Origin of the sequence: Dongshaea marina (genome assembly GCF_003072645.1) — a bacterium.
GTDB lineage: Bacteria > Pseudomonadota > Gammaproteobacteria > Enterobacterales > Aeromonadaceae > Dongshaea > Dongshaea marina.
In genome coordinates, this window is sequence record NZ_CP028897.1 from 2,051,564 (window position 1) to 2,078,271 (window position 26,708).

The 26,708-nt window shown below is 54.3% G+C and carries 18 protein-coding genes and 4 pseudogenes; 16 read left to right on the forward strand and 6 right to left on the reverse strand.

The features are described 5' to 3' along the window. Positions 1-19: 19 nt before the first annotated feature. Positions 20-1,564, reverse strand: a complete 1,545-nt coding sequence (locus DB847_RS09895) for an HD domain-containing phosphohydrolase (RefSeq protein WP_108650534.1) — start codon at positions 1,562-1,564, stop codon at positions 20-22. 448 nt (positions 1,565-2,012) lie between these two features. Here DB847_RS09895 and ygfK point away from each other — a divergent pair, with 448 nt between their 5' ends. From ygfK to DB847_RS09970, 16 genes and pseudogenes are all read left to right on the forward strand, one after another. Then, positions 2,013-5,111, forward strand: a complete 3,099-nt coding sequence (ygfK, locus tag DB847_RS09900) for a putative selenate reductase subunit YgfK (RefSeq protein WP_108650535.1) — start codon at positions 2,013-2,015, stop codon at positions 5,109-5,111. A gap of 2 nt (positions 5,112-5,113) precedes the next feature. Beyond that, on the forward strand, positions 5,114-6,445 hold the full coding sequence (gene ssnA, locus DB847_RS09905) for a putative aminohydrolase SsnA (protein ID WP_108650536.1): 1,332 nt from the start codon (positions 5,114-5,116) through the stop codon (positions 6,443-6,445). 16 nt (positions 6,446-6,461) lie between these two features. Then, positions 6,462-8,378 carry a xanthine dehydrogenase family protein molybdopterin-binding subunit gene (locus DB847_RS09910; RefSeq protein WP_159084519.1) on the forward strand — a complete coding sequence of 639 codons (1,917 nt, stop codon included), beginning with the start codon at positions 6,462-6,464 and terminating at the stop codon, positions 8,376-8,378. Beyond that, positions 8,291-8,584 carry a hypothetical protein gene (locus tag DB847_RS26365; RefSeq protein ID WP_159084520.1) on the forward strand — a complete coding sequence of 98 codons (294 nt, stop codon included), beginning with the start codon at positions 8,291-8,293 and terminating at the stop codon, positions 8,582-8,584. The genes DB847_RS09910 and DB847_RS26365 overlap by 88 nt, the downstream gene beginning before the upstream one ends. Further along, entirely contained in the window at positions 8,581-8,898 is a 318-nt protein-coding gene (locus DB847_RS09920) for a (2Fe-2S)-binding protein (protein WP_199911791.1), read from the forward strand. The genes DB847_RS26365 and DB847_RS09920 overlap by 4 nt, the downstream gene beginning before the upstream one ends. Beyond that, entirely contained in the window at positions 8,898-9,056 is a 159-nt protein-coding gene (locus DB847_RS24935) for a 2Fe-2S iron-sulfur cluster-binding protein (RefSeq protein ID WP_199911792.1), read from the forward strand. The genes DB847_RS09920 and DB847_RS24935 overlap by 1 nt, the downstream gene beginning before the upstream one ends. After that, positions 9,044-9,886 (forward strand): FAD binding domain-containing protein, encoded by an 843-nt coding sequence (locus DB847_RS09925; RefSeq protein WP_108650539.1) that lies wholly within the window; start codon positions 9,044-9,046, stop codon positions 9,884-9,886. Before DB847_RS24935 ends, DB847_RS09925 begins: the two co-directional genes overlap by 13 nt. 9 nt (positions 9,887-9,895) lie before the next feature. Further along, on the forward strand, positions 9,896-11,245 hold the full coding sequence (locus DB847_RS09930) for an NCS2 family permease (protein WP_234418548.1): 1,350 nt from the start codon (positions 9,896-9,898) through the stop codon (positions 11,243-11,245). A gap of 62 nt (positions 11,246-11,307) precedes the next feature. Further along, positions 11,308-12,036, forward strand: coding sequence for a molybdopterin-dependent oxidoreductase FAD-binding subunit (gene ygfM, locus DB847_RS09935; protein WP_108650540.1), 729 nt, complete (start codon positions 11,308-11,310; stop codon positions 12,034-12,036). A 40-nt stretch (positions 12,037-12,076) separates the two neighbouring features. Further along, a pseudogene (locus DB847_RS09940) lies at positions 12,077-14,952 on the forward strand (molybdopterin-dependent oxidoreductase Mo/Fe-S-binding subunit). Between the two features lie 425 nt (positions 14,953-15,377). After that, positions 15,378-16,429: pseudogene (gene guaD, locus DB847_RS09945) on the forward strand (guanine deaminase). Positions 16,430-16,682: 253 nt separating this feature from the next. Further along, entirely contained in the window at positions 16,683-18,449 is a 1,767-nt protein-coding gene (locus tag DB847_RS09950; protein WP_234418549.1) for a sigma 54-interacting transcriptional regulator, read from the forward strand. Between the two features lie 183 nt (positions 18,450-18,632). Continuing rightward, positions 18,633-19,241, forward strand: coding sequence for an RNA chaperone ProQ (gene proQ, locus DB847_RS09955; RefSeq protein WP_108650541.1), 609 nt, complete (start codon positions 18,633-18,635; stop codon positions 19,239-19,241). A gap of 25 nt (positions 19,242-19,266) precedes the next feature. Next, the gene (gene prc, locus DB847_RS09960; RefSeq protein ID WP_108650542.1) at positions 19,267-21,288 is read left to right on the forward strand and encodes a carboxy terminal-processing peptidase; all 2,022 of its coding nucleotides are present in this window, start codon (positions 19,267-19,269) and stop codon (positions 21,286-21,288) included. A gap of 179 nt (positions 21,289-21,467) precedes the next feature. Then, positions 21,468-22,226 carry a BPSS1780 family membrane protein gene (locus DB847_RS09965; protein ID WP_108650543.1) on the forward strand — a complete coding sequence of 253 codons (759 nt, stop codon included), beginning with the start codon at positions 21,468-21,470 and terminating at the stop codon, positions 22,224-22,226. Between the two features lie 72 nt (positions 22,227-22,298). Then, a pseudogene (locus DB847_RS09970) lies at positions 22,299-23,037 on the forward strand (TerC family protein). Positions 23,038-23,070: 33 nt separating this feature from the next. Here DB847_RS09970 and DB847_RS09975 read toward each other — a convergent pair. The 5 genes and pseudogenes from DB847_RS09975 to DB847_RS09995 form a co-directional block, all read right to left on the reverse strand. Further along, positions 23,071-23,499, reverse strand: coding sequence for a PAS domain-containing protein (locus DB847_RS09975; RefSeq protein WP_108650544.1), 429 nt, complete (start codon positions 23,497-23,499; stop codon positions 23,071-23,073). Positions 23,500-23,512: 13 nt separating this feature from the next. Next, a pseudogene (locus DB847_RS26630) lies at positions 23,513-24,552 on the reverse strand (response regulator). A 58-nt stretch (positions 24,553-24,610) separates the two neighbouring features. Next, on the reverse strand, positions 24,611-25,315 hold the full coding sequence (locus tag DB847_RS09985) for a DUF2982 domain-containing protein (protein ID WP_108650545.1): 705 nt from the start codon (positions 25,313-25,315) through the stop codon (positions 24,611-24,613). A gap of 63 nt (positions 25,316-25,378) precedes the next feature. Further along, positions 25,379-25,855 (reverse strand): low molecular weight protein-tyrosine-phosphatase, encoded by a 477-nt coding sequence (locus tag DB847_RS09990; protein ID WP_108650546.1) that lies wholly within the window; start codon positions 25,853-25,855, stop codon positions 25,379-25,381. 83 nt (positions 25,856-25,938) lie between these two features. Beyond that, complete coding sequence (locus DB847_RS09995) at positions 25,939-26,706, reverse strand: DNA repair protein (protein ID WP_108650547.1); 768 nt, start codon at positions 26,704-26,706, stop codon at positions 25,939-25,941. Positions 26,707-26,708 lie beyond the last annotated feature (2 nt).

Sequence of the window (26,708 nt, forward strand, 5' to 3'; positions counted from 1 at the left end):
TGGTAATTAAGCCTCACCCTTAAACCAGGGTTCCTGTGTTAGGGAATCGATAGCCCTCTTTAAATACCTCAAGGCAGGCATCAACTACTGTGGGATCAAAGCGAGTTCCGCTATGGGTCTGGATCTGGTAGAGGCCAGCCTTGATCCCAAGGGCCGGTCGATAGGGCCTGTGGGTGGCGACCGCCTCAACCACATCGGCGACTGTGACGATTCGAGCACAAAGAGGGATCTCGTCTCCTTTCAGGCCCTTCGGATACCCCTGGCCATTGATCCATTCATGGTGGCAGCTGATGATCTCCTCCAAAGGCCAGGGCGTTTGGGTTTTAGCGACTATGTCGGCTCCCAGGGAGCAGTGTTCGCGGATCAGTGCAAACTCTGTATCACTGAGTTTGGATGGTTTAGAGAGGATCTCAGTGGGAAGGGCTATTTTTCCGATATCATGGATCATGGCTCCGAGGAAGATCCCCTCCTGCTCCGGTTGTGGCAGTCCCATCTTTTCAGCGATAGCTCGGGCCAGGGAGGCGACCCGGGCCTGATGACCATAGGTGTAAGGATCCCGGTATTCGATGGTTTTGGAGAGCATTTTGATGAGTTGCAGCAGCGAGTTTCGCACCTCCCGGGCGCTTTTTTCCAGGCAATGGGTAAAGTGTTGCTGTTGCTGACGAAGGCTGATGATGCTGTCGGCTAGGGCATAGTTACGGGCGACCCCCTCCAGAAGTTCAATGTTGTCCGGGCTGAAAAAACTGCTGGAGCGGGAGAGGTAGACTATGACCCCAAGCAGCTCGGGAGACTCGGTCGAGCGGATTGGGATCGCGAGGATAGATCGCACACCCTGACCCCATAAAAAATGCTGTAACTCGCCCACAAGAGTGGAGTGCTCAAGCTGCTGCAGAGCATTGAGTCCGGTAGTGAGGGCAGAGGTTGCCGGGCAGCCTTCATCCAGCTTACCCTGTGGAGTAAACAGCAACTTTTTGAGATCCCGGATATCAAAGCCATGGCTGCCAGTGACCTGCAGTTCACTTTCATTCGTCCTGCGAGGATTGAGCCCAATCCAACTTCCCGCCAGCTCACACTCAACGGTTGCGATTTCGCAGATAAGGTTGGGAAGCTCACGATTGCCACAGAGGGTGTTTTTTAGCAATAGCTCACTGGTGCGCGCCAGAACCCGTAGCGCGCGTGACATCTGACACAGCTGGTTCTGGCTTTGATGCTTCTCCGTGATATCTTCGATCAGCCAGACCGAATACTGGTACTCACCATCCTTATCCCGGATCGGTACATTAGTGGTGCGATAGACCCGCTCGTCATGGATCAGATCTTCACAGTATTCACGATAGTGGTGGTGGCTCTGGCGCAGGACTTTATTGTGAGGGGCCGCACCTTTGGGAAAGACTTTCCAATACTCCTGGCCGAGTATCTCACTGAGTTTCACCCCGGCAAGCTTCGCATAAGAGTGGTTGGCCCGGCGGATCCTAAGTTGCCTGTCATGGACAAACATCGGGCAGCGGATCGCATCATAGACCGACAGCCATTCAGTTGTTTCTATCCCTATGTTTGCCTGCATCACACCCAGCTCCTGGATTAAATCGACAGCTTCCTTGCTCTGGTTGTTTTCTCTGCAATCCCTGTTCCATTTGGCTAATAAATCGGCCTGTCCTGGCAGATCTGACAGTCGCTAGCCTGTGTTTGGGGGCGCTCTCAGAGTGAGAATTTGCAAAATGCCAGCTATCAAATTGATAAGCAATTTTGATAATTCGCAAAAGCTTTGAAGTGCGGTCTTAGTGCAACTGGCTGTTTTTTAACTGCATCTTGTTGCCTTTGTTAACCTGGCTCACAATTTTATCGATTGTCATCCGCTTTATCTCAACCAGGCCCGGTTCCTGCTTTTACCCTCCCAGAGATCGCTATCGGGCCGCAGAGCCTGAATCGAATTAACAACAATCGCCGGCAAATGCATCCAATACAAGATCAACATAGTGTGCATTGAACCAAGCCCAGCCAGGAGGAATACCATGGGTGATATCATGCGTCCCGTACCATTCGGCGCACTCATCGATAGAGTCTTTAGTGAGTACCGTGCCAGCCGCTCCATCTTCGGGATCCCCGAAAAGCAGTTCTACCACAAGCCCAACGAGACCAAGCTTTCTATCTTTGGTGAGTCCTGTAACACACCGGTTGGTCCGGCGGCAGGCCCCCATACCCAGCTCGCGCAGAACATCATCAGCTCCTGGTTGACCGGGGGGCGTTTCATTGAACTTAAGACGGTTCAGAAGCTTGATACCCTGGAGATCGCCAAGCCCTGTATCGATGCCGAGGATGAGTGTTTCAACACCGAGTGGTCGACCGAGTTTACCCTGCCCAAGGCTCATGATGAGTACCTTAAGGCCTGGGTGATTCTGCATCTATTAGAGACTCTGTTTGATCCGGTATCGGGCGAAGAGAAGTCGTTTATTTTTAACATGAGCGCCGGTTATGATCTGGCCGGGATCAAGACCCAAAAGATGCAGACCTTCCTGGATGACATGATGGACTCGAGTCAGCATCCAAAGTTTGCCGCCTACATTGGTGAGTTGCGTCGCCTAGTCAATGATGAAGCCTTTATCAACGACATCGGCGCCGGGAACAGAGCCGCACAGCTGCGTGAGTTGCCGGATCGGATCTCGCCTAAGATCGCCCGCTCCATGACATTATCGACCATGCATGGCTGTCCACCCGATGAGATTGAGGCGATCTGCCGCTACATGCTGTGTGAGCGGCAGATCAATACCTTTGTGAAGCTTAATCCAACCCTGCTCGGCTATGAGCGGGTGCGCTCTATTCTGGATCAATGTGGGTTTGGCTATGTGACCCTGGATCCCCATGCCTTTGAGGCGGATCTCAAGTATCCCGATGCGACGGCCATGTTGCGTCGTCTGCTGGAGGCGGCTAAACAACATGGGGTTCAGTTCGGGGTTAAGCTCTCCAATACCCTGGGAACCGTCAATACCAAGGGGGTGCTTCCCGACAAAGAGATGTATATGTCCGGGCGTGCTCTCTATCCGCTGACCATTAATGTTGCCGCTAAGCTTGCCCGTGAATTTGCCGGTAAGCTGGATATCTCCTACTCGGGAGGCGCCTGCAAACTCAACATTGAATCCATTTTTGCCACGGGGATCCGCCCCATCACCATGGCTACCGATCTTCTCAAGCCCGGCGGCTACCTGCGGATGAAAGATTGCGCCGAGCTTCTGGATACCAGCAGGGCCTGGCAGCGCGAGACCCTGGATATTGAGGCACTGGAGAAACTGGCTGCCGAGGCGTTGGAGGTGGATTATACCCAGAAAGAGTGGCGCGGACCTGAGACCATTTCGGTGGATGATCCTTTGCCGATGACCGACTGTTATGTGGCGCCTTGTCAGCATGCCTGTGCCATTCATCAGGATATTCCTGAGTATATTCGCCTGGTCGGACAGGGGCGCTACAAAGAGGCTCTGGAGGTGATCTATAGCCGGAACGCCCTGCCTTCCATTACCGGGCATATCTGTGATCATCAGTGTCAGTACAACTGTACCCGCCGTGACTATGAAGGGGCCCTGAATATCCGGGAGCTCAAGAGAATCGCTCTGGCCCAGGGGTGGGATCAGTACCTGGCACAGTGGCAGCACCCCAAGCTTCATCGCGAGGCGCGGGTGGCCGTGATTGGTGCGGGGCCTGCGGGATTGTCAGCAGGGTACTTCCTGGCGCGCAGTGGTTTCCCAGTCACCATCTTTGAGCGGGAGGCCAACGCCGGAGGCGTGGTGAAAAATGTGATCCCTCATTTTAGGATCCCGGCTGAGGCGATTAGCCATGACATCGAGTTTGTGCGTCAGCATGGGGTTAACTTTGAGTTTGGCTGTGATCCGGCTCTGACCGCCGATAAGCTCAAAGCTCAGGGGTTTAAGTATGTGATCCTCGGGGTAGGCGCCGAGAAGGGGAATCGGATGCGTCTTGCCGGTGATAATCAGCAGGTGTTTGAGTCACTCGATTTCCTGGCCCGCTTTAATCAGGGTGAGCAGCTGGAGTTGGGGCGGCATGTGGCGGTGGTTGGCGCCGGCAATACCGCGATGGATAGCGCTCGTGCGGCTCTTAAAGCACCCGGGGTGGAGAAGGTGACCATAGTGTATCGGCGCACCGAAAATGAGATGCCCGCCTATCAGGAGGAGTATGAGCTGGCACTGGCCGATGGAGTTCAGTTCCATTTTCTGACCAACCCAGAGTCCTTTAGTAAGGATGGCACCCTGCTGTGCCGGATGATGGAGCTCGGGGAGCCCGATGAACAGGGGCGCAGGCGTCCGGTTCCCACGGATCGCACCGGCACCCTGCAGGTTGACTCAGTGATCACCGCGATCGGTGAGCAGGCCGACTCCAGCGTATTGCAGCGGATGGGGGCTCCCTTAGGTGATGATGGCTGGGCGCTGGTGGACCCCGAAAGCTGCGAAACACCGGTCGAGAACCTGTTTTTGGTCGGCGATGCCAATACCGGACCCTCGTCGATCGTCAGTGCCATGGGGCAGGCGCGCAAGGCGGCCAATACCATTAGTGAGCGTGAGCAGGTCGAGGAGCACAGTGGTCCCGAGTTTGAAGCGGTGGATATCGAAGCCATCTATCAGCGTAAAGGGGTGATCCCGGTCCAGCTGGTGGACGGCAGTGATATCGATGCCTTCCGGGCCCAGGAGGCGCAGCGCTGTCTGGAGTGCAACTATGTGTGCAGTAAGTGCACGGATGTTTGCCCCAACCGGGCCAATGTCACCCTGGCGATGCCTGGTTTTGCCAATCCCTTCCAGATCATCCACCTGGATGCTTACTGTAACGAGTGTGGCAACTGTGCTCAGTTCTGTCCGTGGGAGGGGCGGCCCTATCAGGACAAGCTGACCATCTTCAGCCTGGACGAAGATTTTAGTAACAGCAGTAACCCGGGATTCCTGCTCCAGGAAGGCTCACTTAAGCTGCGCCATCAGCAGGAGATCTACAATCTGCCACTGGACGGAAAAGGCAGGGTGGCTGAGGTACCGGCTGGTCTCGAAGAGATCTGCACGATGGCGAACTTTATCATCGAAAATCATGGTTATCTGTTGGGTGAGGTAGAGGTATGAGCATGCTATTACTGAAAAATGCGACTCTGGTTGAGTTTGCACCGGCCCGGGTCCAGGAGGGGATGGATATCCTGCTTGAGGGCGATCTCATCAAGGATGTCGGCAATCAACTCGAATCCACCTATCCCACGGCAACCATCAAACAGATGCATGGTAAGCTGGTGATGCCGGGCATAGTTTGCTCTCACAATCACTTTTACTCGGGGTTATCGCGCGGGATCATGGCCAACATTGCACCCTGTCCCGACTTTATCTCGACCCTGCAAAACTTGTGGTGGCGGCTGGACAGAGCCATCGATGAAGAGGCTCTCTACTATTCGGGTCTCATCTGTTGTCTGGAGGCGATCAAGTCCGGCTGTAGCTCGGTCATAGATCATCATGCTTCCCCCTCTTTTATCCAGGGCTCTCTCAAGGTGCTGCGAGATGGGTTTCTCAAGGCGGGATTGCGCGGTATGACCTGTTATGAGACCACGGATCGTAATGGGGGAGTGGACGAGTTACAGGCCGGTGTCGAAGAGAATATGGCCTTTGCCCGGTTGATCGACCGCGAAAAAGAGCAGGGCAGCTCCCCCTACCTGGTGGAATCCCATATCGGGGCTCACGCCCCCTTTACCGTCAGCGACCCCGGACTGGAGATGATAGCCGAGGCGGTCAAGGCAACCGGGCGCGGCATTCATATCCATGTGGCGGAAGACAGGTACGATGTGTCCCACAGCCACCATCATTATCAAAAGGATATCCTGTTACGACTCGAGGCCTTTGATCTCTTGAATCACAAGAGCTTGCTGGCACACGGCCTGTTTCTCAGTGAGCAGGATATTGAGATCCTCAACCGACATGATAGCTTCCTGGTACACAACCCCAGATCCAACATGAATAATTCAGTGGGCTATAACCAGCAGCTGCAGAAGTTCAACAATGTGGCATTGGGGACCGATGGGATCGGCGCGGATATGTTTGAAGAGCTCAAATTTGCCTTCTTTAAACACAGGGACGCCGGTGGTCCGCTGTGGCCCGATAGTTTCCTGGGATATCTCAACCAGGGGAACAGCCTGTTGGAGCGCAATTTCTCAGCCAGCTTTGGCAAGATAGCCCCTGGCTACAAGGCCGATCTCACCATCTGTGATTATCGCTCGCCCACGCCGCTGGTGGGGGACAACCTGCCCGGACACTTTGCATTCGGCCTGAATTCATCGAGCGTCGACAGTGTGATCGTTGAGGGCCGCTTCGTCCTTGAAAATCGCCAGTTCCCCTTCGATGTGGCGCCTATCTATCGTGAGGCGCAGAAGGTGGCACAGCGCTTGTGGAAAACGATGGACGGTTTGGGTTCCTAAACAGGGAGGATTCGGGATGCAACATCTGGATGCTCTCGATTGTGACTTCAAACTGGCAGAAACCCGCGGGGAGGCCGCCTATGTGGCGGATCTTCCCCACAAGGGAATATGGACGGCGCGTTTTTATCGCGCCTCTATCCCAAGGGGAAGGATCCTTAAGATCCATCTTCCTTCGTTGCCAGCCGATTATCATGTGTTTGGTCCCGAGGATATTCCGGGTCACAACAGTCTTAAGATTGTCGGGCTGGACTGGCCGGTACTGGCCGATGGAGAGGTTCGCTATCTGGGACAGGAGATGCTGCTGTTCGTGGGCCCAGATCCCGACCTTCTTGATCGTCTGATAGAGGCGACCAAGGTTGATTTTGAGCCCCTGCCCATAGTTGCGGATATTGATGAGGCTGCCCAGCTTAAGGGAGGAGCGATTCATGGTGATGACAACCGCTTTGGGGCGATCGAGGTGGCAAGGGGGGATGTTGACCAGGCCTTTAATGATGCGCCCCGGGTGATTGAGGAGTGCTGTGAAACGGGTTACCAGGAGCACTCCTATATTGAAACCCAGGGGATGTGCGGGCGGATTGACTCACAGCAGCGACTTTGTGTCGAGGGATCGATGCAGTGCCCGATGGATGTTCACCATGCGGTGGCGCATATGTTGGGCCTTGAGCAGTCCAAGATCCGGGTGGTGCAGTGCCCGACCGGGGGCGGATTCGGCGGAAAAGAGGATTACCCCTATTTGCTGGCGTGCGCAGTCGCGCTGGCTGTGCATCGGCTTAAACGCCCGGTACGGATGATCTATGACAGGGTCGAGGATATGCTGTGCAGCACCAAGCGCCATCCTTCACGAATCCGTTTTCGCAGTGCTCTCAATGAGCGCGGAGAGCTTGTCGCAACCGATATCCTGATTGAACTCAACTGTGGTGCCTACGAGAGTCTGAGTAACATTGTGCTGCAGCGGGCCGTCACCTCGATCACCGGCAGTTACCGGATCCCCAATCAAAGGATCCGCGGCATCGGCTGGGCCACCAATGCGGTTCCAAGTGGTGCCTTTCGTGGTTTCGGGGCCCCTCAGGTCTGTTTTGCCATCGAGAATCATATGCAGCATCTGGCCGGGGTATTGGGGGAGGAGCCGGTTCACTTCAAACAGCGCCACTTTATCGCCCAGGGCGATCCCTTGGTGACCGGTGCACCGCTGCATGACAAGCTGGTGCTCGATGAACTGATCGAACAGGTGACACGCCAATCCGATTATTATCAAAAGCGTGAGCGATATGGGCGGGGAACCGGCCGGGGCATCGCCCTGTCTTTGGTCTTTCACGGTTGCGGCATGGCCGGTGATTGTGAGCAGAATCTGGTGGGAGCGATTGCCCGCCTTGAGAAAGATGGCGAGGATCGGGTCTCTATTCGGGTCAGTAACGTGGATATTGGTCAGGGGCTTTCCCTGACCTTTAGAAAGATAGTGGCCGGCGCGCTGGATTGCCCTCTCTCACAGGTGCTTTTTCACAACCCGGACACCAGCCTCATTCCGGATTCAGGGCCGACGGTGGCGTCCCGCTCCATTCAGGTGGTGGGTTATATCCTGGAGAAAGCCGCCCGCCGTCTCAAGGAGTCATGGCAAGCGGGGCAAGTGCAACAAGTGGAGGAGCAGTTTCGTCAGCCGGATTATCACCAGTGGGATCAGCAGAGTTTTCAGGGAAATCCCTACCTGACCAATAGCTGGGCGGCAAATGTGGTGGAGGTTGAGGTCGACCCGCTCACCGCGGAAGTGAGTGTCACCGGGATCTGGGGCAGTTATGACATCGGGCGTCCCATCGATCGCCGGGTGTTTGAGGGACAGATTGATGGGGGATGGCCCAGGCCCTGGGCTATGCCTACTACGAGAAACTTGAGTGCCGCCAGGGACGCTTTGCACAACACACCATGGCCGATTATGTGATCCCAACGTCCCTGGATCTACCGCGAATTGAGAGAAATTTTGTGGAGAACCTCTATCCCTACGGGCCCTTTGGTGCCAAGGGCGGTGGAGAACTGACCATTAATGGTGGGGCGCCCGCCTTTGTTGCGGCGGTTGAGCAGGCGGTGGGGCAGAGTTTTTCGGCGATTCCCCTGACTCCCGAGGTGATTTTGGAGGCACTGCAATGAAGCTATCTTTTATTCTCAATGGCGAAAGGCGAGAGCTGGAGACCGATCCTCTGCGTTCCCTGCTGGATCTACTGCGCAGTGAACTCCGAGCGGTTGCAACCAAGGAGGGGTGTGGTGAAGGGGAGTGTGGTGCCTGCTCTGTCTTGATGAATGATAAGTTGGTTAACAGCTGCCTGATTCCGGCGATTCAGGCTCAGGGAGCACAGATCCTGACCCTGGAGGGGCTCAAAGAGACGGCGCATGGACAATCCCTGACCCGGGCATTTCGCCAGGCGGGGGCGGTGCAGTGTGGCTTTTGTACCCGGGCATGCTGATGGCGCTCTATAGTCTGCTCAGGGACAACCCGACAGCGGATGAGCAGCAGATCCGCGAGGGAATATCCGGCAACCTGTGCCGCTGCACCGGTTATGGGATGATCATTGAGGCGGCGCAGATCGCGTTGGCGGATGGAGGTGGCTTATGGAACAGCTGATCCGCCCGGATAGCCTCGAGGAGGCCCTGGAGTTTCTGGGGCGCACCCGGGCCAGGGTGTTTGCCGGCGGCACCGATCTGATGGTTCGCCATCGTCGTCATGGGGGTCTGCGTGCCGATCTTACCGGCGATCTGTTATTTATTGATGGAATTTCTGAGCTTTGCCGAATCGAGTTCACCGAACAGGAGGTACGGATCGGGGCGGGAGCACTGCTCAGCGAGATTGAGCATCATCCACAGCTTCCGAAGGTTCTCAGGCAGAGCATCCGCGGCATTGCGGCTCCGGCATTGCGCAATCGTGCCACCCTGGGTGGCAATATCTGCAACGCCTCACCGGCGGCAGATACGGTGCCGGCTCTTCATGTGCTGGATGCTCAATTAGAGCTTCGTTCGGCAACGGCCCGTCGGCGCGTTTCGATCGCCCAGATGATCACGGGCCCCGGGGCAACCCTCCTAAACAGCGATGAACTTCTCACCGAGATCATCTTTCCGCGGCTTCAACCCGAGCTAAGCTTGTATCGTAAGGTGGGGACCCGTCAGGCTAATGCGCTGTCGAAACTATCGGTGGCAGCAATGGCTACCAAAAAGGGTGATAATTTTAGTGAATTTCGCATCGCCTTTGGAGCGGTTGCTCCGACAGTGGTACGCTGCCCCAAACTTGAGGAAATGGCCATTGGAGTCCCAATGGATGGCCCATGCATTGAGCAGATTTGTCACGGTTATGCTGAGCTGATCCAACCTATAGATGATCAGCGTTCGAGCGCCCGCTATCGTCAGCGAGTCGCTCTGAATCTGCTAAAACACAGTCTGCTGTCATTAGGCACACTTTAGGAAACCGCTATGAACGAACGTACGCAACGCCTGGAAGGAGAGCCGCAGAGTGCTAATAACACCCTGTTTGAGAAGATATTTCACTTGCGAGCCCATGGCACCAATGTTCGCACCGAGGTGATTGCCGGTGCAACCACCTTTTTTACCATGTGCTATACCCTGCTGGTAACCTCCGGCCTGATGTCTCAGGCCGGGATGGATAAGGGAGCCGTGTTTGTTGCAACCTGTCTGGTAGCGATTGTCGGTTGTTTGCTGATGGCATTTTTGGCCAACTATCCGATTGCGGTTGCTCCCGGAGTCGGCCTGCTGGGTTATTTTGCGTTTAGCGTGATCATAGGGAGCGGGGTGCCCTGGCAGACGGCACTGGGCGCCGTGTTTATCTCCGGGGTTTTGTATGCGGTGATCAGTCTGTTTAAACTCAGGGACTGGATCATCGAGAGCATACCCGACTCGTTGCGCATCGGTCTGAGTGGTGGGATCGGCCTGTTCCTGGCATTTATCGCCCTTCGTAACAGTGGGATCCTGGTGGCGAACCAGGCGACTCTGGTCTCCCTGGGCAATGTGGTCTCACTACACTCTCTGCTGGCGTTACTGGGATTTTTCCTGGTGATCGCCTTTGAATCGCGGCGGATCAAGGGTGGGGTGCTGCTGTCTATTATCATCATCACCATCATAGGATTGGTGATGGGCGACATTAACTACCATGGCATTGTGTCTCTGCCTCCCTCTTTGTCTCCGACCTTCATGCAGCTGGATCTGATGGGCGCCCTGCAGCCGGATATGATCAGCATCATTCTCACCCTGCTGCTGATCGCTATCTTTAACGATGTGGGAACCCTGCTGGCGATCGGTGATACCTACCCGGACATGAAAACCAAGCAGGGCAAGATGCCGCGTATCGGCCGGGCGCTGTTCTCCTCTGGAGCAACCTCGGTGTTTGCATCATTTTTCGGAACACCGACCGCGGCGGTTTATGCGGAGAACTTTGCCGGGGTATCGGCCGGGGGACGGACCGGCCTGACCGCATTTACCATAGCGATCCTGTTTGCGCTGGCCCTGCTGTTCTCTCCGGTTGCCGAGATGGTTCCCAACTATGCAACCGCCGGCGCCCTGCTATTTATCGCTGTGTTGATGATGGGAGGATTGGCCCGGGTGGACTGGCTGGATCTGACCGAGGCGGCTCCGGCTGTTGTGACCACCGCCATGATCCCGCTGAGCTCCTCCATCTCTGACGGTCTTGGGCTGGGCTTTATCTCCTACGTGGTGATCAAAGTTGTTTCCGGCCGCTTCCGGCAGATCCCTATCGGGTGCTGGGTGCTGGCCATCGTGTTCCTGCTGAAATTTATTTTTCTGCATTAACCTGAACGGGGAGAGTGGAAGGACCCTCCCCAAGTAGTGTGAGTTAATCGATAGGAATAATTATGATTAAACAATACTTAAAACCGCGCTCTGTCGCTGAAGCCTTGGCGCTCAAGGCTGAACATTCAGAGCAAGCGGTCTTTTTAGGGGGTGGCTCAAAACTAAACGCTGCTCTGACTCAAACATCCCGTGAAACTGTGATTGCCCTCGACGCCCTGGAGCTGACCGGCATAGAGGCGGATGGTCATAGCCGGCGGATCGGCGCCATGACCCGGGTCCAGGAACTGTGTGACAGTGAGCTGATCCCGGACAGCCTTAAACAGGCCGCGCATTTTATCTACTCGCGTAACCTACGCAATCAGGCCACCCTGGGGGGAGAGATTGTCGCACGGCAGCGTGAATCACATCTGCTGCCGGCCCTCATTGCGCTCAATGCCAAGCTTGAGCTGGCCAACGGCGAGCGGCTGGATATTGAACGCTATCAGCAGGAGCACGCCGGAGCCCTTATCGTAGCCGTGCACCTTGACGATATCCGGCGGCCGCTGGCGTGTCAGCGGGTGAGCCAAACCGTGGATGGTTGGTCGGTGTTGTCGGCTGCGGTAGCGGTTGAGCCTGCCGGTGGATACCGGATGGTGCTCTCAGGATTGGAGCCCCAGGTGCTTCGTCTCAAAGAGATTGAGCAGATGCAGATCGAAGGGGAGGCGTTGCAGCAAGCGGTCTATCGCGCCGTGAACCCGATGAGCGATGTTCGTGGTAGTGAGAGCTATAAGCGGTATATCAGTGGGTGGTGATCGCCGATCTGGTCGAAGCATGTAAGCAGCAGGGGGCTCAATGATGGATATCTGTTTTACCCTTAATGGTCGTCCTCATCAGCTTGAGTGCGAGGCGGGACAAAATGTGCAGGCGCTTTTGAAAAAACTTGGCATGCACTCGGTCCGCAACAGTGATGATGGATTTGGTTTCGCCGGATCAGACTCCATCTGGTTTAACGGACGGGTGGTCAATGCCTCGCTGCTAATCGCAGGGCAAATCGATGGGGGAGAGATCCGCACCGCCGAATCTCTTGGCAGTTGGAATGAACTGAGCCTGGTGCAGCAGGCGATGGTCGATGTGGGGGTGATCCAGTCCGGCTACAATGATCCGGCGGCGGCACTGCTGCTGACGGATCTCTTAGAGCGTGACAGCGCTCCATCCCCGGAAGCGGTCGATGATGCATTGTCGGGTTTGTTTAGCCGGGATGCCGGCTACCAGCAGTTTTATCAGGCGGCGGAGCTGGCCAGTATCAGGCTGCGTGATCCGGATTATAAGCCACAGGTAGCTCCTTCGTTCCGTGATGATCTTGAGCTGGTGGGCAAGGCCACCCCTAAGATTGATGCGGCTAAGCTGGTGCAGGCCAAACCCTGCTTCGTTGAGGACTTTGTCCCCTCCGATGCCTGTGCGTTGAAGATTTTGCGTAGTGAACATGCTCACGCCTGGCTGAAAAGCCTGGATGTGTCACAGGCCGAAGCGCTTCCCGGGGTGGTTCATGTGATCACTTACAAAAACTGCCCCGATATCTCATATACTCCGGGGGGCAGAGCGCTCCCGAGCCATCTCCCCTGGATCGCCGCATGTTCTGTCAGAAGCTGCGCCATGTGGGGGATCGCATCGCCGCCGTGGTTGCCGAGTCTGAAGCGATCGCCCTTGAGGCTCTCAAACTCATCAAGGTCGAGTACGAGATACTAGATCCTATTTTGAGTGTCGATGATGCGATGCAACCCGATGCACCGATTATTCACAATGAGCCGGTTGAATACCGGGCCGGAGCTCCGGAGAACCTGGCAGAGCAAAATGAAAACACCGATCCCCGCGCTGGTAAGCTGGTGGTGAATTTCCCCATCGGTTGTGAGCCGCGCAAGAATATCGCGGCCCGGGTCAGCGGTCACATCGGTGATATCGATGCAGGGTTTGCCGCGGCGGACAAGGTGATTGAGCGCACCTATCACTCGACTCAGGCTCAACAGTGTCCGAGTGAGCCTCATGTCTGCTATACCCGTATGGATGGCGATCGGCTGGTGGTGCATGCCTCGACCCAGGTTCCCTGGCACATTCGTCGTCACATCAGCAATATCGTTGGGATCAAGCAGAACAAGGTGCGGGTGATCAAGGAGCGGGTTGGCGGCGGCTTTGGTGCCAAGCAGGATATGGTGTTAGAGGAGGTCTGCGCCTGGGCAACCTGGCAGACCGGGCGTCCCGTTTATTTCCGCTATACCCGGGAAGAGGAGTTTATCGCCTCATCGACCCGCCATGTCGCCAAGGTCAAGGTGAAGCTCGGAGCCAAAAAAGATGGCACCATCACCGCGATCACCATGGATTTTCGGGCGCTGACCGGTCCCTATGGAAATCACTCACTGACGGTTCCCTGTAATGGACCGGCCCTCTCTTTGCCGCTATATCCCTGTGATAACGTGCATTTCGATGTGACCACCTATTACGCCAATATCTGCCCGACCGGGGCCTACCAGGGATATGGGGCGCCGAAAGGAAACTATGCGCTGACCATGGCGATCGCCGAGCTGGCGAAAGAGCTCGGTATCGATCAGCTGGAGATGATCGAGAAAAACCGGGTTCATGAGGGAGATACCCTGAAGATCCTGGCTGCTATCGGTGAAGGCAAGATGCCGACGACGGCACCCACTGCTGCCAGTTGCGCCCTGGATGCCATCATGTCTAAGGGGCGTGAGATGATCGGCTGGGACGAGCCGAAATCTGATGCTGACAGTGACTGGAAGTTAGGTCGCGGGGTGGCGATTATCCAGCAAAAATCCGGGATCCCGGATATTGATCAGGCAAACTGTTGGATCAAGCTGGCCTCCGATGGCACCCTGATCGTCCACCCGGGTGGTGCAGACATAGGCACCGGGCTGGATACCGTGGTCGCCAAGTTGACCGCCGAGGTGCTCAAGACGCCACTGGAAGATGTCACCATTCTTTCCGGGGATACGGATCATTCGGTATTTGATAAGGGCGCCTACGCCTCCTCCGGAACCTGTTTTTCCGGAAATGCCGCCAAGCGTGCCGCCGAGGCATTGCGCGATAAAATCCTAAGCTGCGCCGCCGAGATGCTTGAGGAGCCACTTTCACAGCTCTCCATCGAGGCGCCGTCTCAGGTTCGTGGCCAAAATGGCGTTGTTAAGTTTAGCGAGATCGCCCATAAGTCAGAGAGTGGCACCGGCTGGGGGCAGCTGATGGCCCAGGGCACTTTCATTACCCCTGAGTTTGCTTTCCCCTATGGGGCTAACTTTGCCGAGGTTGCCGTCAACCAGCGAACCGGAGAGATCCGTCTTAACAAGTTCCATGCCCTTCTGGATTGCGGCACCCCGATCAATCCGGATCTGGCGATGGGACAGATTTACGGGGCCAGCATCCGCGCCATCGGCCATAGCCTGTATGAGGAGCTGCAGTACGATAGCAAGGGTGTGCCGCTTAACCGGGATCTCCAAAGTTATGGAGCCCCCAAGATTGGCGATATTCCGGCCGACTTCAGAGCCGTGTTGGTGCCCAGTGATGACGAGGTTGGCCCCTATGGTGCTAAATCTATCTCGGAGATCGGGGTTAACGGGGCGGCGCCAGCCATCGCGACTGCGATTCATGATGCTACCGGGGTATGGTTGCGCGAGTGGCATTTTACACCGGAGAAGATCTTACGGGGGTTGAATCGCTTCTGATTTAAAGGGGGAGTCTGTCCCCCCATGCCAGGCTCTGTTATCTAAACGGAGCCTGGCCATCAGCTTTAAATCCTGGATCGTACCTGTTGCAAGTCAATCACTCAGCGAGTCGACTGGCGGTGGGTCTGTCCTCAAGAGATAACTATAAGAGAGTCGTCACCATGGAAGCGATGAATGCGTTAAAGGCAATGCGAGGTCCGATTTTAGATATTCTCAAGACTGTGGATTGTCCCGAAGAGATTGAAGCGAATGTTCGGTATATCGAAGATGGCCTGTTACTGGTCAGGGGAGGCCGATTTGAGTGGGTTGGAACCTTCGAGGAGGGGCGTAAGCTAGTCCCGGAACAGGTCAGGATCCGAGATTACCGTGGAAAATTGATGGTTCCGGGGTTTGTGGATACCCATATTCACTATCCTCAGGCAGAGATGGTGGGCGCTTATGGAGAGCAGCTTCTGGAATGGCTGAATAACTATACCTTCCCGGCTGAGCGGCGCTATAAGGATCCAGAGTATGCGAAGGAGATGTCCAGCTTCTTTTTAAAGCAGCTTCTTCGAAACGGTACCACCACGGCTATGGTGTTTGGTACGGTTCATCCGGAATCGATCGAGGCCCTGTTCCATGAGGCTGAAAAACATCATATGCGCCTCATCGCCGGTAAGGTGATGATGGATAGAAATGCCCCGGATTACCTGAGGGATACACCGGAAACCAGCTACCGGGAGAGTAAGGAGCTGATTGAGAAGTGGCATAACAAGGGGCGCCTGCTCTATGCGGTGACCCCCGCTTTGCACCAACCTCCACCCCGGAGCAGCTTGAGGCGGCGAGGCGTCTTAAGCAGGAGTATCCGGATGTCTATCTGCATACCCACCTGAGTGAAAACTTAGGAGAGATAGCCTGGGTGAAGGAGCTCTACCCGGAGCAGAAGAACTATCTGGATGTGTATCATCATCATGGTTTGACCGGGGATCGCAGCGTGTTTGCCCACTGTATCCACCTGGATGAGGATGAGTGGGACTGCATGGCCGAAACCAATTCGACCGCGGCATTTTGTCCGACCTCCAACCTTTACCTGGGCAGTGGTCTGTTTAAGCTTAGAACGGCCTGGGAGAAGAAGGTTCGGGTCGGGATCGGAACCGATATTGGTGCCGGAACCACCTTTAACATGCTACAGACAATGAATGAAGCCTATAAGGTGATGCAGCTTCAGGAGATGAAACTGTCGGCTTTTGAAGCCTTTTACCTGGCAACCCTGGGTGGGGCCAGGGCGCTGTCTCTGGACGATAAGATCGGCAATTTTGAGGTGGGCAAAGAGGCGGACTTTGTGGTGCTGGATCCGGTTTCAACCCCCCTGCAGCAGCTTCGCCACGATAACTCAAAGACTCTTGCAGAGCAGCTGTTTGTGCTGATCACCATAGGGGATGATCGGGGGATCTACCGAACCTATGTGGATGGCCGCCTTGCTTATGAGCGGACTTGAGCTGGATTTATCGCTTTCAGGATAAGTTCTGCTAAAAAGTGACAGCGAGTTGCCAATTGCCGTCAAGCTGCGGCATGCAATCGTTTTCACAAGCCTCAATTGGAGACTGCCTTTTCAGGAAACTGTGAAGGTGGTCTTTTGCTTTTCAGAGCAATTTGTCTAGTATAAGGGCTCCCCATCATCAAGGCAGTGAAGCAAATACCCAGGTATGGGTCGTGACTTTTCTGTATTCAGGAAATCGGTAGTCAATCGGATGATGTTAGATAAAGTACGCCGGCCTGTGTCTGAACTGATGCAGATACAGCCAACCATCATGCATTACGCAAAACTGCTTGCCGGGATCATGCAGCTCGATGTCGAGGTCGTCGATGAAGAGCTGGTCCGGCTTGCCGGAACAGGCCGTTATGATCTGGCCATCGGTGAGCCACTGACGGCAGGCACCCGGGTCCTTCGCCATGTCATGGAGACCAAGCAGCAGAAGCTGCTGCTGGAGCCTACCCGGGATCCGGTCTGCAAAGGATGTAAAAAAATTGAGTGCTGCAACGAGAAAGCGTTTCTCGGAGTCCCGATTATTGTCCAGGGAAGTTGCATCGGTGCTCTGAGCCTGGTTGCCTTTACCGACAAGGCCCGGGATCACTTGCTCGTCAATCAGCAGCTTTTCAGTGATTATATCCGGCATACCTCAGAGATGTTTGTGTCTAAGGTTCTCGAGCAGCGTGCCTATTCGACTCCTCAGGTTCCGCCCCAGGAGCTTCAAGAGCTGTTACGGCTTTTGATCGACAGGGTCGAGCAGGGGGTACTGATCCTCTCACAAAGTGGCCGGGTCGACTATTGTAATCAGGTATTGCTCAACCATCTTGGATGTACCTGGTCTGAGCTGAGTGCCTGTCAAACCCGGGTCCTTCCGACGGCTTACTCCAGCCACCAGGGGGAGGGGGCACAGCATTTTCATATCAGCTTTGAAGAGAAAACCGTGCTGGTCAGTGGTCAGCTACACACTCTGCCAGGTCGGCAGATCCTGGTCATGGCATTGCGCCAGCATCAGCGCTGCGATCGTTTGGATGAGGGGCTGCCCGAACTCTCCTCGGTGATCGGTGAGTGCAGCCAGATGCAAAGACTCAAGCGGATTGTCGCAAGGATCGCATCCAGCCCATCAACCGTGCTGATCCGCGGAGAGAGTGGCACCGGAAAGGAGGTGTTTGCCAAGGCGATCCATGAGCTCAGTGAGCGGCACAACAAGCCATTTATGGCGATCAACTGTGCGGCGATCCCGGACCAGCTTTTGGAAAGCGAGCTGTTTGGCTACGAGAAGGGGGCGTTCACCGGAGCGTCCAGCAAAGGGAAGAAGGGACTATTGCTCTCAGCCGATGGCGGTACCCTGTTTCTGGATGAGATCGGTGACATGTCGCTGCAGCTGCAGGCCAAGCTTCTGAGGGTGCTGGAGGAGCGAGAAGTGATGCCGGTCGGTGCCAGTAAGGCGATCCCAATCAATGTGCGGGTGATCTCGGCGACCAACCGTGATTTTGAGCAGATGATCCTGGGCAATGAGTTTCGTGAGGATCTCTATTACCGGCTCAATGTGATCCCCCTGTATCTACCGCCTCTGCGCGAGCGCTGCGGGGATGTGGCACTGCTGGTGCACCATTTCCTCGATCTGCATGTGCGTAAGATTGGCGGGCATTACCCTGAGATCACGCCGGCGGTGGTTGATCGCCTGTCCGCCTATGAGTGGCCGGGAAATATTCGTGAGCTGAGTAATCTTATCGAATACCTGGTGAACCTGGTGCAGCCGGGAGAGGCTATTGATGTGAGCCTGCTGCCACCTCAGTTTGATCGACTCAGGATCAGCTCCTCACCTGCGACCAGTCAGGGAGCCTCTTCGGTTAGCCTCGAGGAGATGGAGAGAACAGTGATTGTGGAGGCCCTGGCGCGCCACGACAATCGCAAGCAGGCGGCAGAAGATCTGGGGATCGGGATCGCGACCCTGTATCGTAAAATTAAGAAGTATGGCTTGAGTTGACCTCGCAAACAGATTGCCGCAGCCTTTGGTTTGTGGCACTGTCTGCGATAGAGGCTGGTTTTCCCGGTAATCTCGGGGGTTTTTTATGCCAGTCATAGCTTTTTTTTGATGGTCACTATAATAGCCTGTCATTGCTAATATTCGGGCATTTAGCCCCATTCATTTTTGTATTCAAGGGCATACATGGATAAATCAGAGAAGCTGGCCAAGATTAAGCAGGTGGTGGTTTACCTGACAGAAAAATTCCCCAACTGTTTCATTGCACAAGGCGAAGCGAAGCCGCTGAAAATTGGCATTTTTCAGGATCTGGCCGAGCGCCTGAAAGATGAGTCTGAGCTAAGCAAAACAACCCTGCGCGCGGCGCTGCGTCAATACACTTCAAGCTGGCGCTACCTCCATGGCTTAAAAGCCGGTGCAGAGCGTGTGGATCTGGATGGTAACCCTTGTGGCGTATTGACTGAAGAGCATGTTGAACATGCCCAGGCTGCGCTGAAGGAAAGCAAGGATCGCGCCTATGCACGCAAGCGCAAGAATGCGGATGCAGAGAAGGGTGACAAGCCTAAAAAGCGTCCTCAGGGAGCTCGCAACAAGGCAACCCCGCGTCCTGCAAAAAAGGTGGTACCTAAAAAGCCTGTCGATCCGTCAACACTGAGTGTCAATCAGGGCGTACAGGTTCTTGTCGGTAAGTCGCCCGTGCCTGCTACTATTAAAGAGATACAGAAAGATGAATTGCTGGTCCAGCTGAACTCTGGAATGGTTGTCAAGGTCAATTCACAGCACGTAATTCTTTAATATGAAATAGCGGGGGTTCCTGGCTATGACAAAGTGCTTTTTGCGATCACTGGTGATCGTGTGTGGGATTGTTTTATACGGATTTTCAGCTCAGGCAGCGACGCCCCCCTACAAGGAAAGCGCTTTGCCCCACCTGGCACAGGAGCCCCAGCACAGTGCTGAGAGTAAGCGGATAGCGGCTTACTTTACCCGAGTTCACTACAAGCATGTGCTGCTCAATGACGCTCTGTCACAGAAGATTTTTGATCGTTACCTGAATTTCCTCGATTACCGACACTGGATCTTTTTGCAATCGGATATCGATTCATTCAAGGCCTATCGGGATACCCTGGATGATGAGATTGAGCGGGGGCAATTGTCGGGTGCTTATCTGATTTTTAATACCTATATCAAGCGCCGTTATGAGCGCTTGAGTTATGCGCTTTCTCTTCTGGATAAACCCCTGCCACTCAATACTCCGGCCGCCGCCTTTGAGCTGGATCGCGAGAAAGCACCCTGGGCTAAATCCCGAACTGAACTGGATAAGCTCTGGTATAAACGGGTTCGTTATGATGAGTTGAATCTCGCCCTGGCCGGAAAAAAATGGCCCGAGATCCAAAAAATTCTGACCAAGCGCTACAGCAACGCTCTGAAATTTTTGAAGCAGAGTGAGAGTGAGGATGTGTTCTTTGCTCTGATGAGCTCGTTTGCCCACACCATAGATCCACACACGGATTATCTGTCACCGCGCCGCGCCGATCAGTTCAGCTCGAATATGAATATCTCCATCGAGGGGATTGGGGCTGTGCTGCAGGCTGAGGATGACTATACAGTGATCCGCTCCCTGGTTCCCGGGGGACCGGCCGCCCGCAGTAAAAAGCTCAGAGCCGAGGATAAGATCATCGGTGTCGCCCAGGAGTGCGGCAAGATGGTGGATGTGGTCGGCTGGCGGCTGGATGATGTGGTTGATCTCATCAAGGGGCCGCGCGGCTCCAAGCTGTGCCTGCAGATCCAGCGTGGTGAGGGTGCGATCTCAGATACCCATGTGGTCAAATTAGAGCGGGATAAGGTTCGACTGGAGGACAGGGCTGCTAAATCAAAGCTTCTGACCGTTCAGGGCGAAAAAGTGGGCTTGCTGGAGATCCCGGGCTTTTACGTAGATCTGCATCAGGATGTCGAAAAACAGCTTCTCAAGCTCAAAAAGCAGGGGATGCAGTCTCTGGTGGTCGATCTGCGTAGCAATGGTGGTGGCCTGTTGACCGAGGCGGTTGATCTGACGGGTCTTTTTATCAAGCAGGGACCCGTGGTGCAGATCCGCAATAACCAGGGCGATGTGGAGGTCGAGAAAGACAAGGATCCCGGTGTGGTCTATACCGGCCCCATGGTGGTTTTGATTGACAGGCTCAGTGCCTCTGCCTCAGAGATTTTTGCGGCGGCGATGCAGGACTATGGGCGGGCGGTGATCCTGGGCCAGGATAGTTTTGGTAAGGGAACGGTGCAGCAGTATCGGAGTCTGGGGCGTATCTACGACTTCTATCACCAGCCGATGGGTTATGTGAAATACACCATATCCAAGTTTTATCGGATCAATGGTGGCAGCACTCAGGATAAGGGGGTGATGCCGGATATCATTCTGCCGCCGCTTATCGATGCCAGTAAGGTGGGCGAGAGTGTTGAGAAAAATGCTCTTCCCTGGGATCGGATCAAGCCCCTTGATTATCGCCGGAGCACGGAAGTGAGCAAACTTCTGCCTGAGCTTAAAGCTTTGCACGCCAAGCGAGTCAAGAGTGATCCCGAGTACAAGGAGCTACTTCAGGAGATCAATCTTTATCGCAAAGAGAGCATGAAGACCTCGATCTCTTTAGTTGAATCTGAGCGTCTCAAGCAGAAAAAATTGCGAGAGCAGAAGGTTTTGGCCTTGACCAACTCCCGTCTCGAGCGCATGGGTAAGAAGCCGATCAGTAAGCTCAGTGCGCTGCCCGCCGATCTCGAGATGCCGGACTACTACCAGAATGAGGCCACCGAGATTGCAGCCGATCTGGCAAAGCTGGAGTCGGCAACCGGTTGATCATATCGACTAGATACAGGGGGCTCACTGAGCCCCTTTTTTACATCTGGTGACAGAGCGAGCTGTGGGGCGATCAAAGATCAAAACTCCCCGGGCTTTCTGCTATGATGGGCGTCGGTCGTAAGCGCCTTGCAGGCCGCTTACACAGGTTTTATGCAAGTAGATGACGGAGGCGCTGCATGAAGCAGTGGGGAATGAAAGGGTTTGGGGCTTCACATGGGTTAAAGTGGATCGGTCGCAGTTGGGGCTACTTCAGGATGGCGCCTCTGGTGTGGATTTCACTGTTGATGCTCTACATGATACTGGTGTTCTTTATCAGTCGACTGCCTCTGTCCGTGGATCTGCTGCTGTTGGAAATATTGGGCTTTGCCTTGATGGGCTTTTTTGTGATCGGCTGCCGCTGCTGCGATCATGGGCGTCCCTTTAATCTTTCGGCCCTGTTTAGTGCCCTGAAACCATACTGGTTCTCTTTTTTAAAGCTTGGGATCCTGTCGTTTCTGTTTGTGCTGGTTGCCCAAGAGATCTGGTCATTGGTAGGGATCGATTTTTCCAATGGGCAGCAGGCATTGTTGGCATCCATCGAAAAAATGGGCACAGAGCAGAATTTGATGGTCATCTTGCTGGTGGTTGTGTTTGCCCTGAAGTCGATGCTGTTTTATTTTGCTGTTCCCCTGGTGATCTTTAGTCGCTATAGCATAGGGCAGATCATGCTGCTTAGCATTCAGGGGTGCCTGAAAAACTGGTCGGCCCTGCTGGCATATAATATTGTGTTTGGTTGTGTGGTGGCGATCTCCAGTATCCCGATGGGGATTGGGCTTCTGGTCACCATTCCTATGGTTTATATGGCCCAGTTTGCGGCTTATAAGGATATTTTTGAGGTCGAGCAGCAGGAGAAGCCGACCCAACACAAAGAGCGGGATGATGTGATCAGTGCCTGATCTGAATTGCTGCTTCTATCGATAGGGAGCCTTTAGGGCTCCCTTTATTGTGAGGAATAAGAGAGTATCTGGATGGAATGGTTAGTGGATCCCAATGCCTGGGTAGCCCTGGTGACTCTGGCGGTATTGGAGATTGTTCTTGGAATCGACAATATCATTTTTTTGTCGATTCTGGTCGGGCGTCTGCCAAAGGAGCAACGTCAGCGAGGACGCATTCTCGGGCTTGGCCTGGCAATGGTGACACGAATCTTGTTGTTGCTCAGCCTTGCCTGGATGATGCACCTGACGACCCCCTGTTTAGCCTGGCGGGTTTTGTGATCTCCTGGCGGGATCTGATCCTGCTATTGGGAGGACTGTTCCTGATCGCCAAAAGTACCCATGAGATCCATGGCAGCCTGGAGGATGCAGATCAGGAGGTGACGGTCAGTAAGGGGGCCTCCCAGTTTATCCTGGTGCTTGTGCAGATCGCGATTTTGGATATTGTGTTTAGTCTGGACTCGGTGATCACTGCGGTCGGAATCGCCAAGGATGTTCCGGTGATGGTGTTGGCAATCATGATCGCGGTGGGGTGATGATGTTTGCGGTACGGCCGATCGGTGAGTTTGTGGAGGATCATCCCACGGTGAAGATGCTGGCCCTGGCTTTTTTGATCCTGGTTGGTTTCAACCTTATCGCCGAGGGGCTGGGCTACCATGTGCCCAAGGGCTATATCTATTTCGCGATGGGTTTCTCTGTGGTGGTCGAGATCCTCAACCTGCAGCTTCGGAAAAAGCGTAAGCCGCTCAAGCTTCACAAAAAGCAGGGACAGTAGGCCCAGGGTTGTAAAGGGCCATTGAGCCTGGGGTTACTCCTGTTGGTTTTTTGAGTCTATTGCCTGATCCGTTGCATCATAGAGCATAACCGCAATATGCTCGACCTTGCCGGTGAAGGAGAGCAGGGGAAGCAGGGTCATATTTTGATACATGAAGTCACTGCTGCCGGTGATCGGCCGGTAGTTGCAAAAGCGGATCAGACAGGGTTTTTGCTCCCAGGTGGTAAAGCCGCGAATATTGAGCTTAAACACCAGCTCCGCCTTGCGCTTAAACCACTGTTCATCGATCTCCGGGAACTGTTCAAACAGGTTACGATCCTTGATGTCCACGCTGAGCTGGCCACTGTGGCTCTCCATAAAGCCGTTCCAGATCTGGATCTTGTAATCTCTGTCGAGCACCATCAGGCCCACATCTATGGTTTGAATAATGTTCATCAGCCAGTGAAACTCTCGGATATCCATAGGGTATCTCCCGCTAATCTTCCAGTAAGAACTGGATCTTGTTATTCATGGTCTGAATGGAGTCTTCGGTAAACAGCAGCAATAGATCACACTGGATATTGTGGTCTTCTATGGTGTAGTTGATCTCGATGGCCAGCGTTTGCTTCCAGCGTGTTTTATTACACTGGATGAGATCGCTGATGCTGCGATGCTGGCCCAGTATGACCGGGTGCCCCTGGCTAAATGGGGTATCAATTTGCTCTGAAAAGCCGGCCAGAAAAGCCCCGATCAGCACATTGGAGGTGTCGATCAAAAGCTCCAGCTCGATCCTCCGATCCAACTCTCCCTCGTAGTTCATCAGGCGAGCCATATCTTTAAAGCTCGAGTCGTGGAACAGGATCAGTGCTTCTCCGGCGATCCCGGCGCCGATAAATCCCTGGCAAACGGCCGAGATGGTCTCCTGCTCAGCCGCGGCATGTAGTGCCATATGCAGCTCTCCTACCTCAAGAATATTGACATTGGGGATTGGCAGGATGACGTAGACTTCGAGCATACGGGCCAGCATATCTGCGGCCTGGCCCATGGCGACATTCGAGATCTCTTGGTAACAGTCCCGGATCTCCGGGGTTGCCCCCTTGAACTCGGTTTCCTGGGGCTCTGGCGCCGGAGGGGGGCGGCCTTGGTTTTACCCGGAACAGCGCCTCCCTCACTATAAAGCCGATGCTCAACTAACAGATTTTGCAGGGTCTCTTTGGATGCGGGCTTTTTGATAAAGTCCTGGGCTCCGAGTCCCTTGACTCGCTGTACCGCCTCGGGCTGGATGTCGCCTGAGACCACAAAGACCTGCGCCTTGACCTGCTCTTTTTTCAGTGTCTCAAGAACGCCATAACCATCAAGCTCCGGCATGGTCAGATCCAGAAAAACTATCTCTCCCTTCCCTGAGAGAATCGCCTCAACCCCTTCAACCCCGTTGGTGGCAAAGTTGATATCCACTTCCCAATCGGGAGGGAGGCAGCGAGCCAGCTGTTTACGGGCCATTCCTGAGTCATCACACACTAATACTTGAGGGCGCATTGGTTGATCCTTGTGATAAAGCTCTTCCTACACTATAGCGTTTGTCAGTTCAGTACTGTCAAACCGAGCGTTTGCAAGTTTTTATTTTTTCTGTCTGAGAGTCCCTCTCAGGGAATAGTGTCGCTCCCTGATGCTGGCTTTTTTGTGAGTGGGCATTGAGCTGATCTTTACCCAGGGAGGAGGCTTTAAAACTGGTGATCCACAGGCCACATCCCGTCAGACTCTGGAGTTTCTGCATCCGCCACCCAAGCATGGCGATAACACCATGGTAGGTGTGACCTTTGTGACTGCGAAACTGCCCCTGCTCAAATAACACAGAACGGGCGATCCCCCGTTTATGCATGACGGAGAGCAGGGCGGGGCGTTGCTCCGCCAGCAGCCAGGAGGCGGTTTCAGGAGTGATGGACTGGAGCAGTTCGTCATGATCTTTGAGCTCAAGGGCCAGACAGTTCAGTCGCGAATATTCGTGAGGGGGAAAATGCAGCTTCTTGATATTGCTCCAGCGCAGTGACCAGTGATAAAAGCCGCACAGGTAATAGAGACGCTCATTGGTCAGTTGCAACAGGACTTTCGGGCGCATCAGTAAGATGATTGCGGCCCCAATCAGGCAGCAGGCTGCGCCAAGCAGCAACAGGGTATTCATCACAGGGAGCTCAAGAGGCATCAGCAGTGGCAGGAGGGGAAGCACAGAGAAGCCTAACAGATAGAGTCCTCGCTTATTGGTGGTTGAATACAGGGATAAACAGTAACTAGGGTGGCTCATCCGTAAGCCTCTTGTGTATTCCTCTATTTAATCAGCATACCAAGGGATACCCCGGACAGCCAGTCAGTTACTGCGACTCGAAACCTGGATCGCCTCAATGAGCCCATCACAGGCATCTTCAATCAGATCAAGGACCTGCTCAAATCCTTGCTCACCGCCATAATAGGGATCCGGAACCTCCTGAATGTCACTGCCTGAATAACTGAGCAGCAGTCGGAGTTTGCTGCGATATTGCTCGGGGCAGATTGCACTTAGATCTTCAAGGTTGTCTCGATCGGCAGCCAGGATATAGTCAAAGGTCTCAAAGTCGGCCTGGGTCACCTGTCTTGCCCGCAGGGCCGACAGATCATAGCCTCGCTTTTTTGCTGCATCCTGAGCTCTGGGATCGGCGGGCTTTCCCTGGTGAAACCCTATGGTTCCCGCTGAGTCAACCAAAGGGGGATGTTTCAGTGTACTGATCTTGTCACGCATGACAGCTTCAGCCGTGGGAGAGCGGCAGATATTACCCATACACACAAATAAAATGCTTGGTGGCTTCATCGGGGCCTCATGGTTTGATTAGGGGGAGTTGAAAAGAAAGAGACATCCACCCAGGATGTCTCATTCGGCTTACCAGAAATGGGCTACCATTTTTTCTTGGGCTGAAACAGGACATCCAGCTCGTTGGTCTCTTTATCCTGTATATCCTGAAGCTCTTGTTTGCTGGCCTGCTGCAGGTGAGTGTCGATCTCTTTTTGCATCTCCTGCAGCTCCTGGAGTTTCTTGTTCAGGTAGTTGTCCCGATCACTCATGGCACTGAGCACCTTGATCCCTTTAGAGATCTGCTGCTTGGCGGTTCCCCACTGTTTGGTCATCTTGGCTGTAGCGGCTCGCTTGAACAGACTCTCCAGGTTGAGCTTGAGCAACATCACTTCGAGGCGTCGGTCCTGGGCGACATAACCCTGGGGATCAATTTTTCCCTTATTGTATTCGGCCCGCAGTACGGCGCGCAGCTTTTTCAGCACCTTCATCATCTGAACCGTCTGCTGATCATTGCTGGGGGCCCGGAATGACTTATCGTCCTGGGCGGTGTAGTTTTCTTTGATGTTGGCGATCTGATTTTTGACATCAACCAGACGCTGGGTGAGTTGCCGATAGCTTGGGTCTGTATCCTGGATCAATTGAAGAGCATCGTGGATCCGCTGTTGCATCAACAGGACCAGGGTTTTGCTGTAGGGGATGCGGTTGGCGTTGAGCAGGAGTTCGTCGGTTTCATCGATGATCACCTTTTGCTTCGCAACCAGGGAACGCTTTTCCTGTTCAACTTTCTGTTTATATTGCTGAACAATGTTGTAAGCGATGATGAGGAACAGTAGGGCTCCAATCGCTAACAGCACTAGGGTCAGAATCATAA

Excerpts from the sequence above, each read along its gene's own strand:
- DB847_RS09895 (WP_108650534.1), bottom strand. The coding sequence starts at position 1,564 with ATGCAGGCAAACATAGGGATAGAAACAACTGAATGGCTGTCGGTCTAT.
- ygfK (WP_108650535.1), top strand. The coding sequence starts at position 2,013 with ATGGGTGATATCATGCGTCCCGTACCATTCGGCGCACTCATCGATAGA.
- ssnA (WP_108650536.1), top strand. The coding sequence starts at position 5,114 with ATGCTATTACTGAAAAATGCGACTCTGGTTGAGTTTGCACCGGCCCGG.
- DB847_RS09910 (WP_159084519.1), top strand. The coding sequence starts at position 6,462 with ATGCAACATCTGGATGCTCTCGATTGTGACTTCAAACTGGCAGAAACC.
- DB847_RS26365 (WP_159084520.1), top strand. The coding sequence starts at position 8,291 with ATGGCCCAGGCCCTGGGCTATGCCTACTACGAGAAACTTGAGTGCCGC.
- DB847_RS09920 (WP_199911791.1), top strand. The coding sequence starts at position 8,581 with ATGAAGCTATCTTTTATTCTCAATGGCGAAAGGCGAGAGCTGGAGACC.
- DB847_RS24935 (WP_199911792.1), top strand. The coding sequence starts at position 8,898 with ATGGCGCTCTATAGTCTGCTCAGGGACAACCCGACAGCGGATGAGCAG.
- DB847_RS09925 (WP_108650539.1), top strand. The coding sequence starts at position 9,044 with ATGGAACAGCTGATCCGCCCGGATAGCCTCGAGGAGGCCCTGGAGTTT.
- DB847_RS09930 (WP_234418548.1), top strand. The coding sequence starts at position 9,896 with ATGAACGAACGTACGCAACGCCTGGAAGGAGAGCCGCAGAGTGCTAAT.
- ygfM (WP_108650540.1), top strand. The coding sequence starts at position 11,308 with ATGATTAAACAATACTTAAAACCGCGCTCTGTCGCTGAAGCCTTGGCG.
- DB847_RS09950 (WP_234418549.1), top strand. The coding sequence starts at position 16,683 with ATGATGTTAGATAAAGTACGCCGGCCTGTGTCTGAACTGATGCAGATA.
- proQ (WP_108650541.1), top strand. The coding sequence starts at position 18,633 with ATGGATAAATCAGAGAAGCTGGCCAAGATTAAGCAGGTGGTGGTTTAC.
- prc (WP_108650542.1), top strand. The coding sequence starts at position 19,267 with ATGACAAAGTGCTTTTTGCGATCACTGGTGATCGTGTGTGGGATTGTT.
- DB847_RS09965 (WP_108650543.1), top strand. The coding sequence starts at position 21,468 with ATGAAGCAGTGGGGAATGAAAGGGTTTGGGGCTTCACATGGGTTAAAG.
- DB847_RS09975 (WP_108650544.1), bottom strand. The coding sequence starts at position 23,499 with ATGGATATCCGAGAGTTTCACTGGCTGATGAACATTATTCAAACCATA.
- DB847_RS09985 (WP_108650545.1), bottom strand. The coding sequence starts at position 25,315 with ATGAGCCACCCTAGTTACTGTTTATCCCTGTATTCAACCACCAATAAG.
- DB847_RS09990 (WP_108650546.1), bottom strand. The coding sequence starts at position 25,855 with ATGAAGCCACCAAGCATTTTATTTGTGTGTATGGGTAATATCTGCCGC.
- DB847_RS09995 (WP_108650547.1), bottom strand. The coding sequence starts at position 26,706 with ATGATTCTGACCCTAGTGCTGTTAGCGATTGGAGCCCTACTGTTCCTC.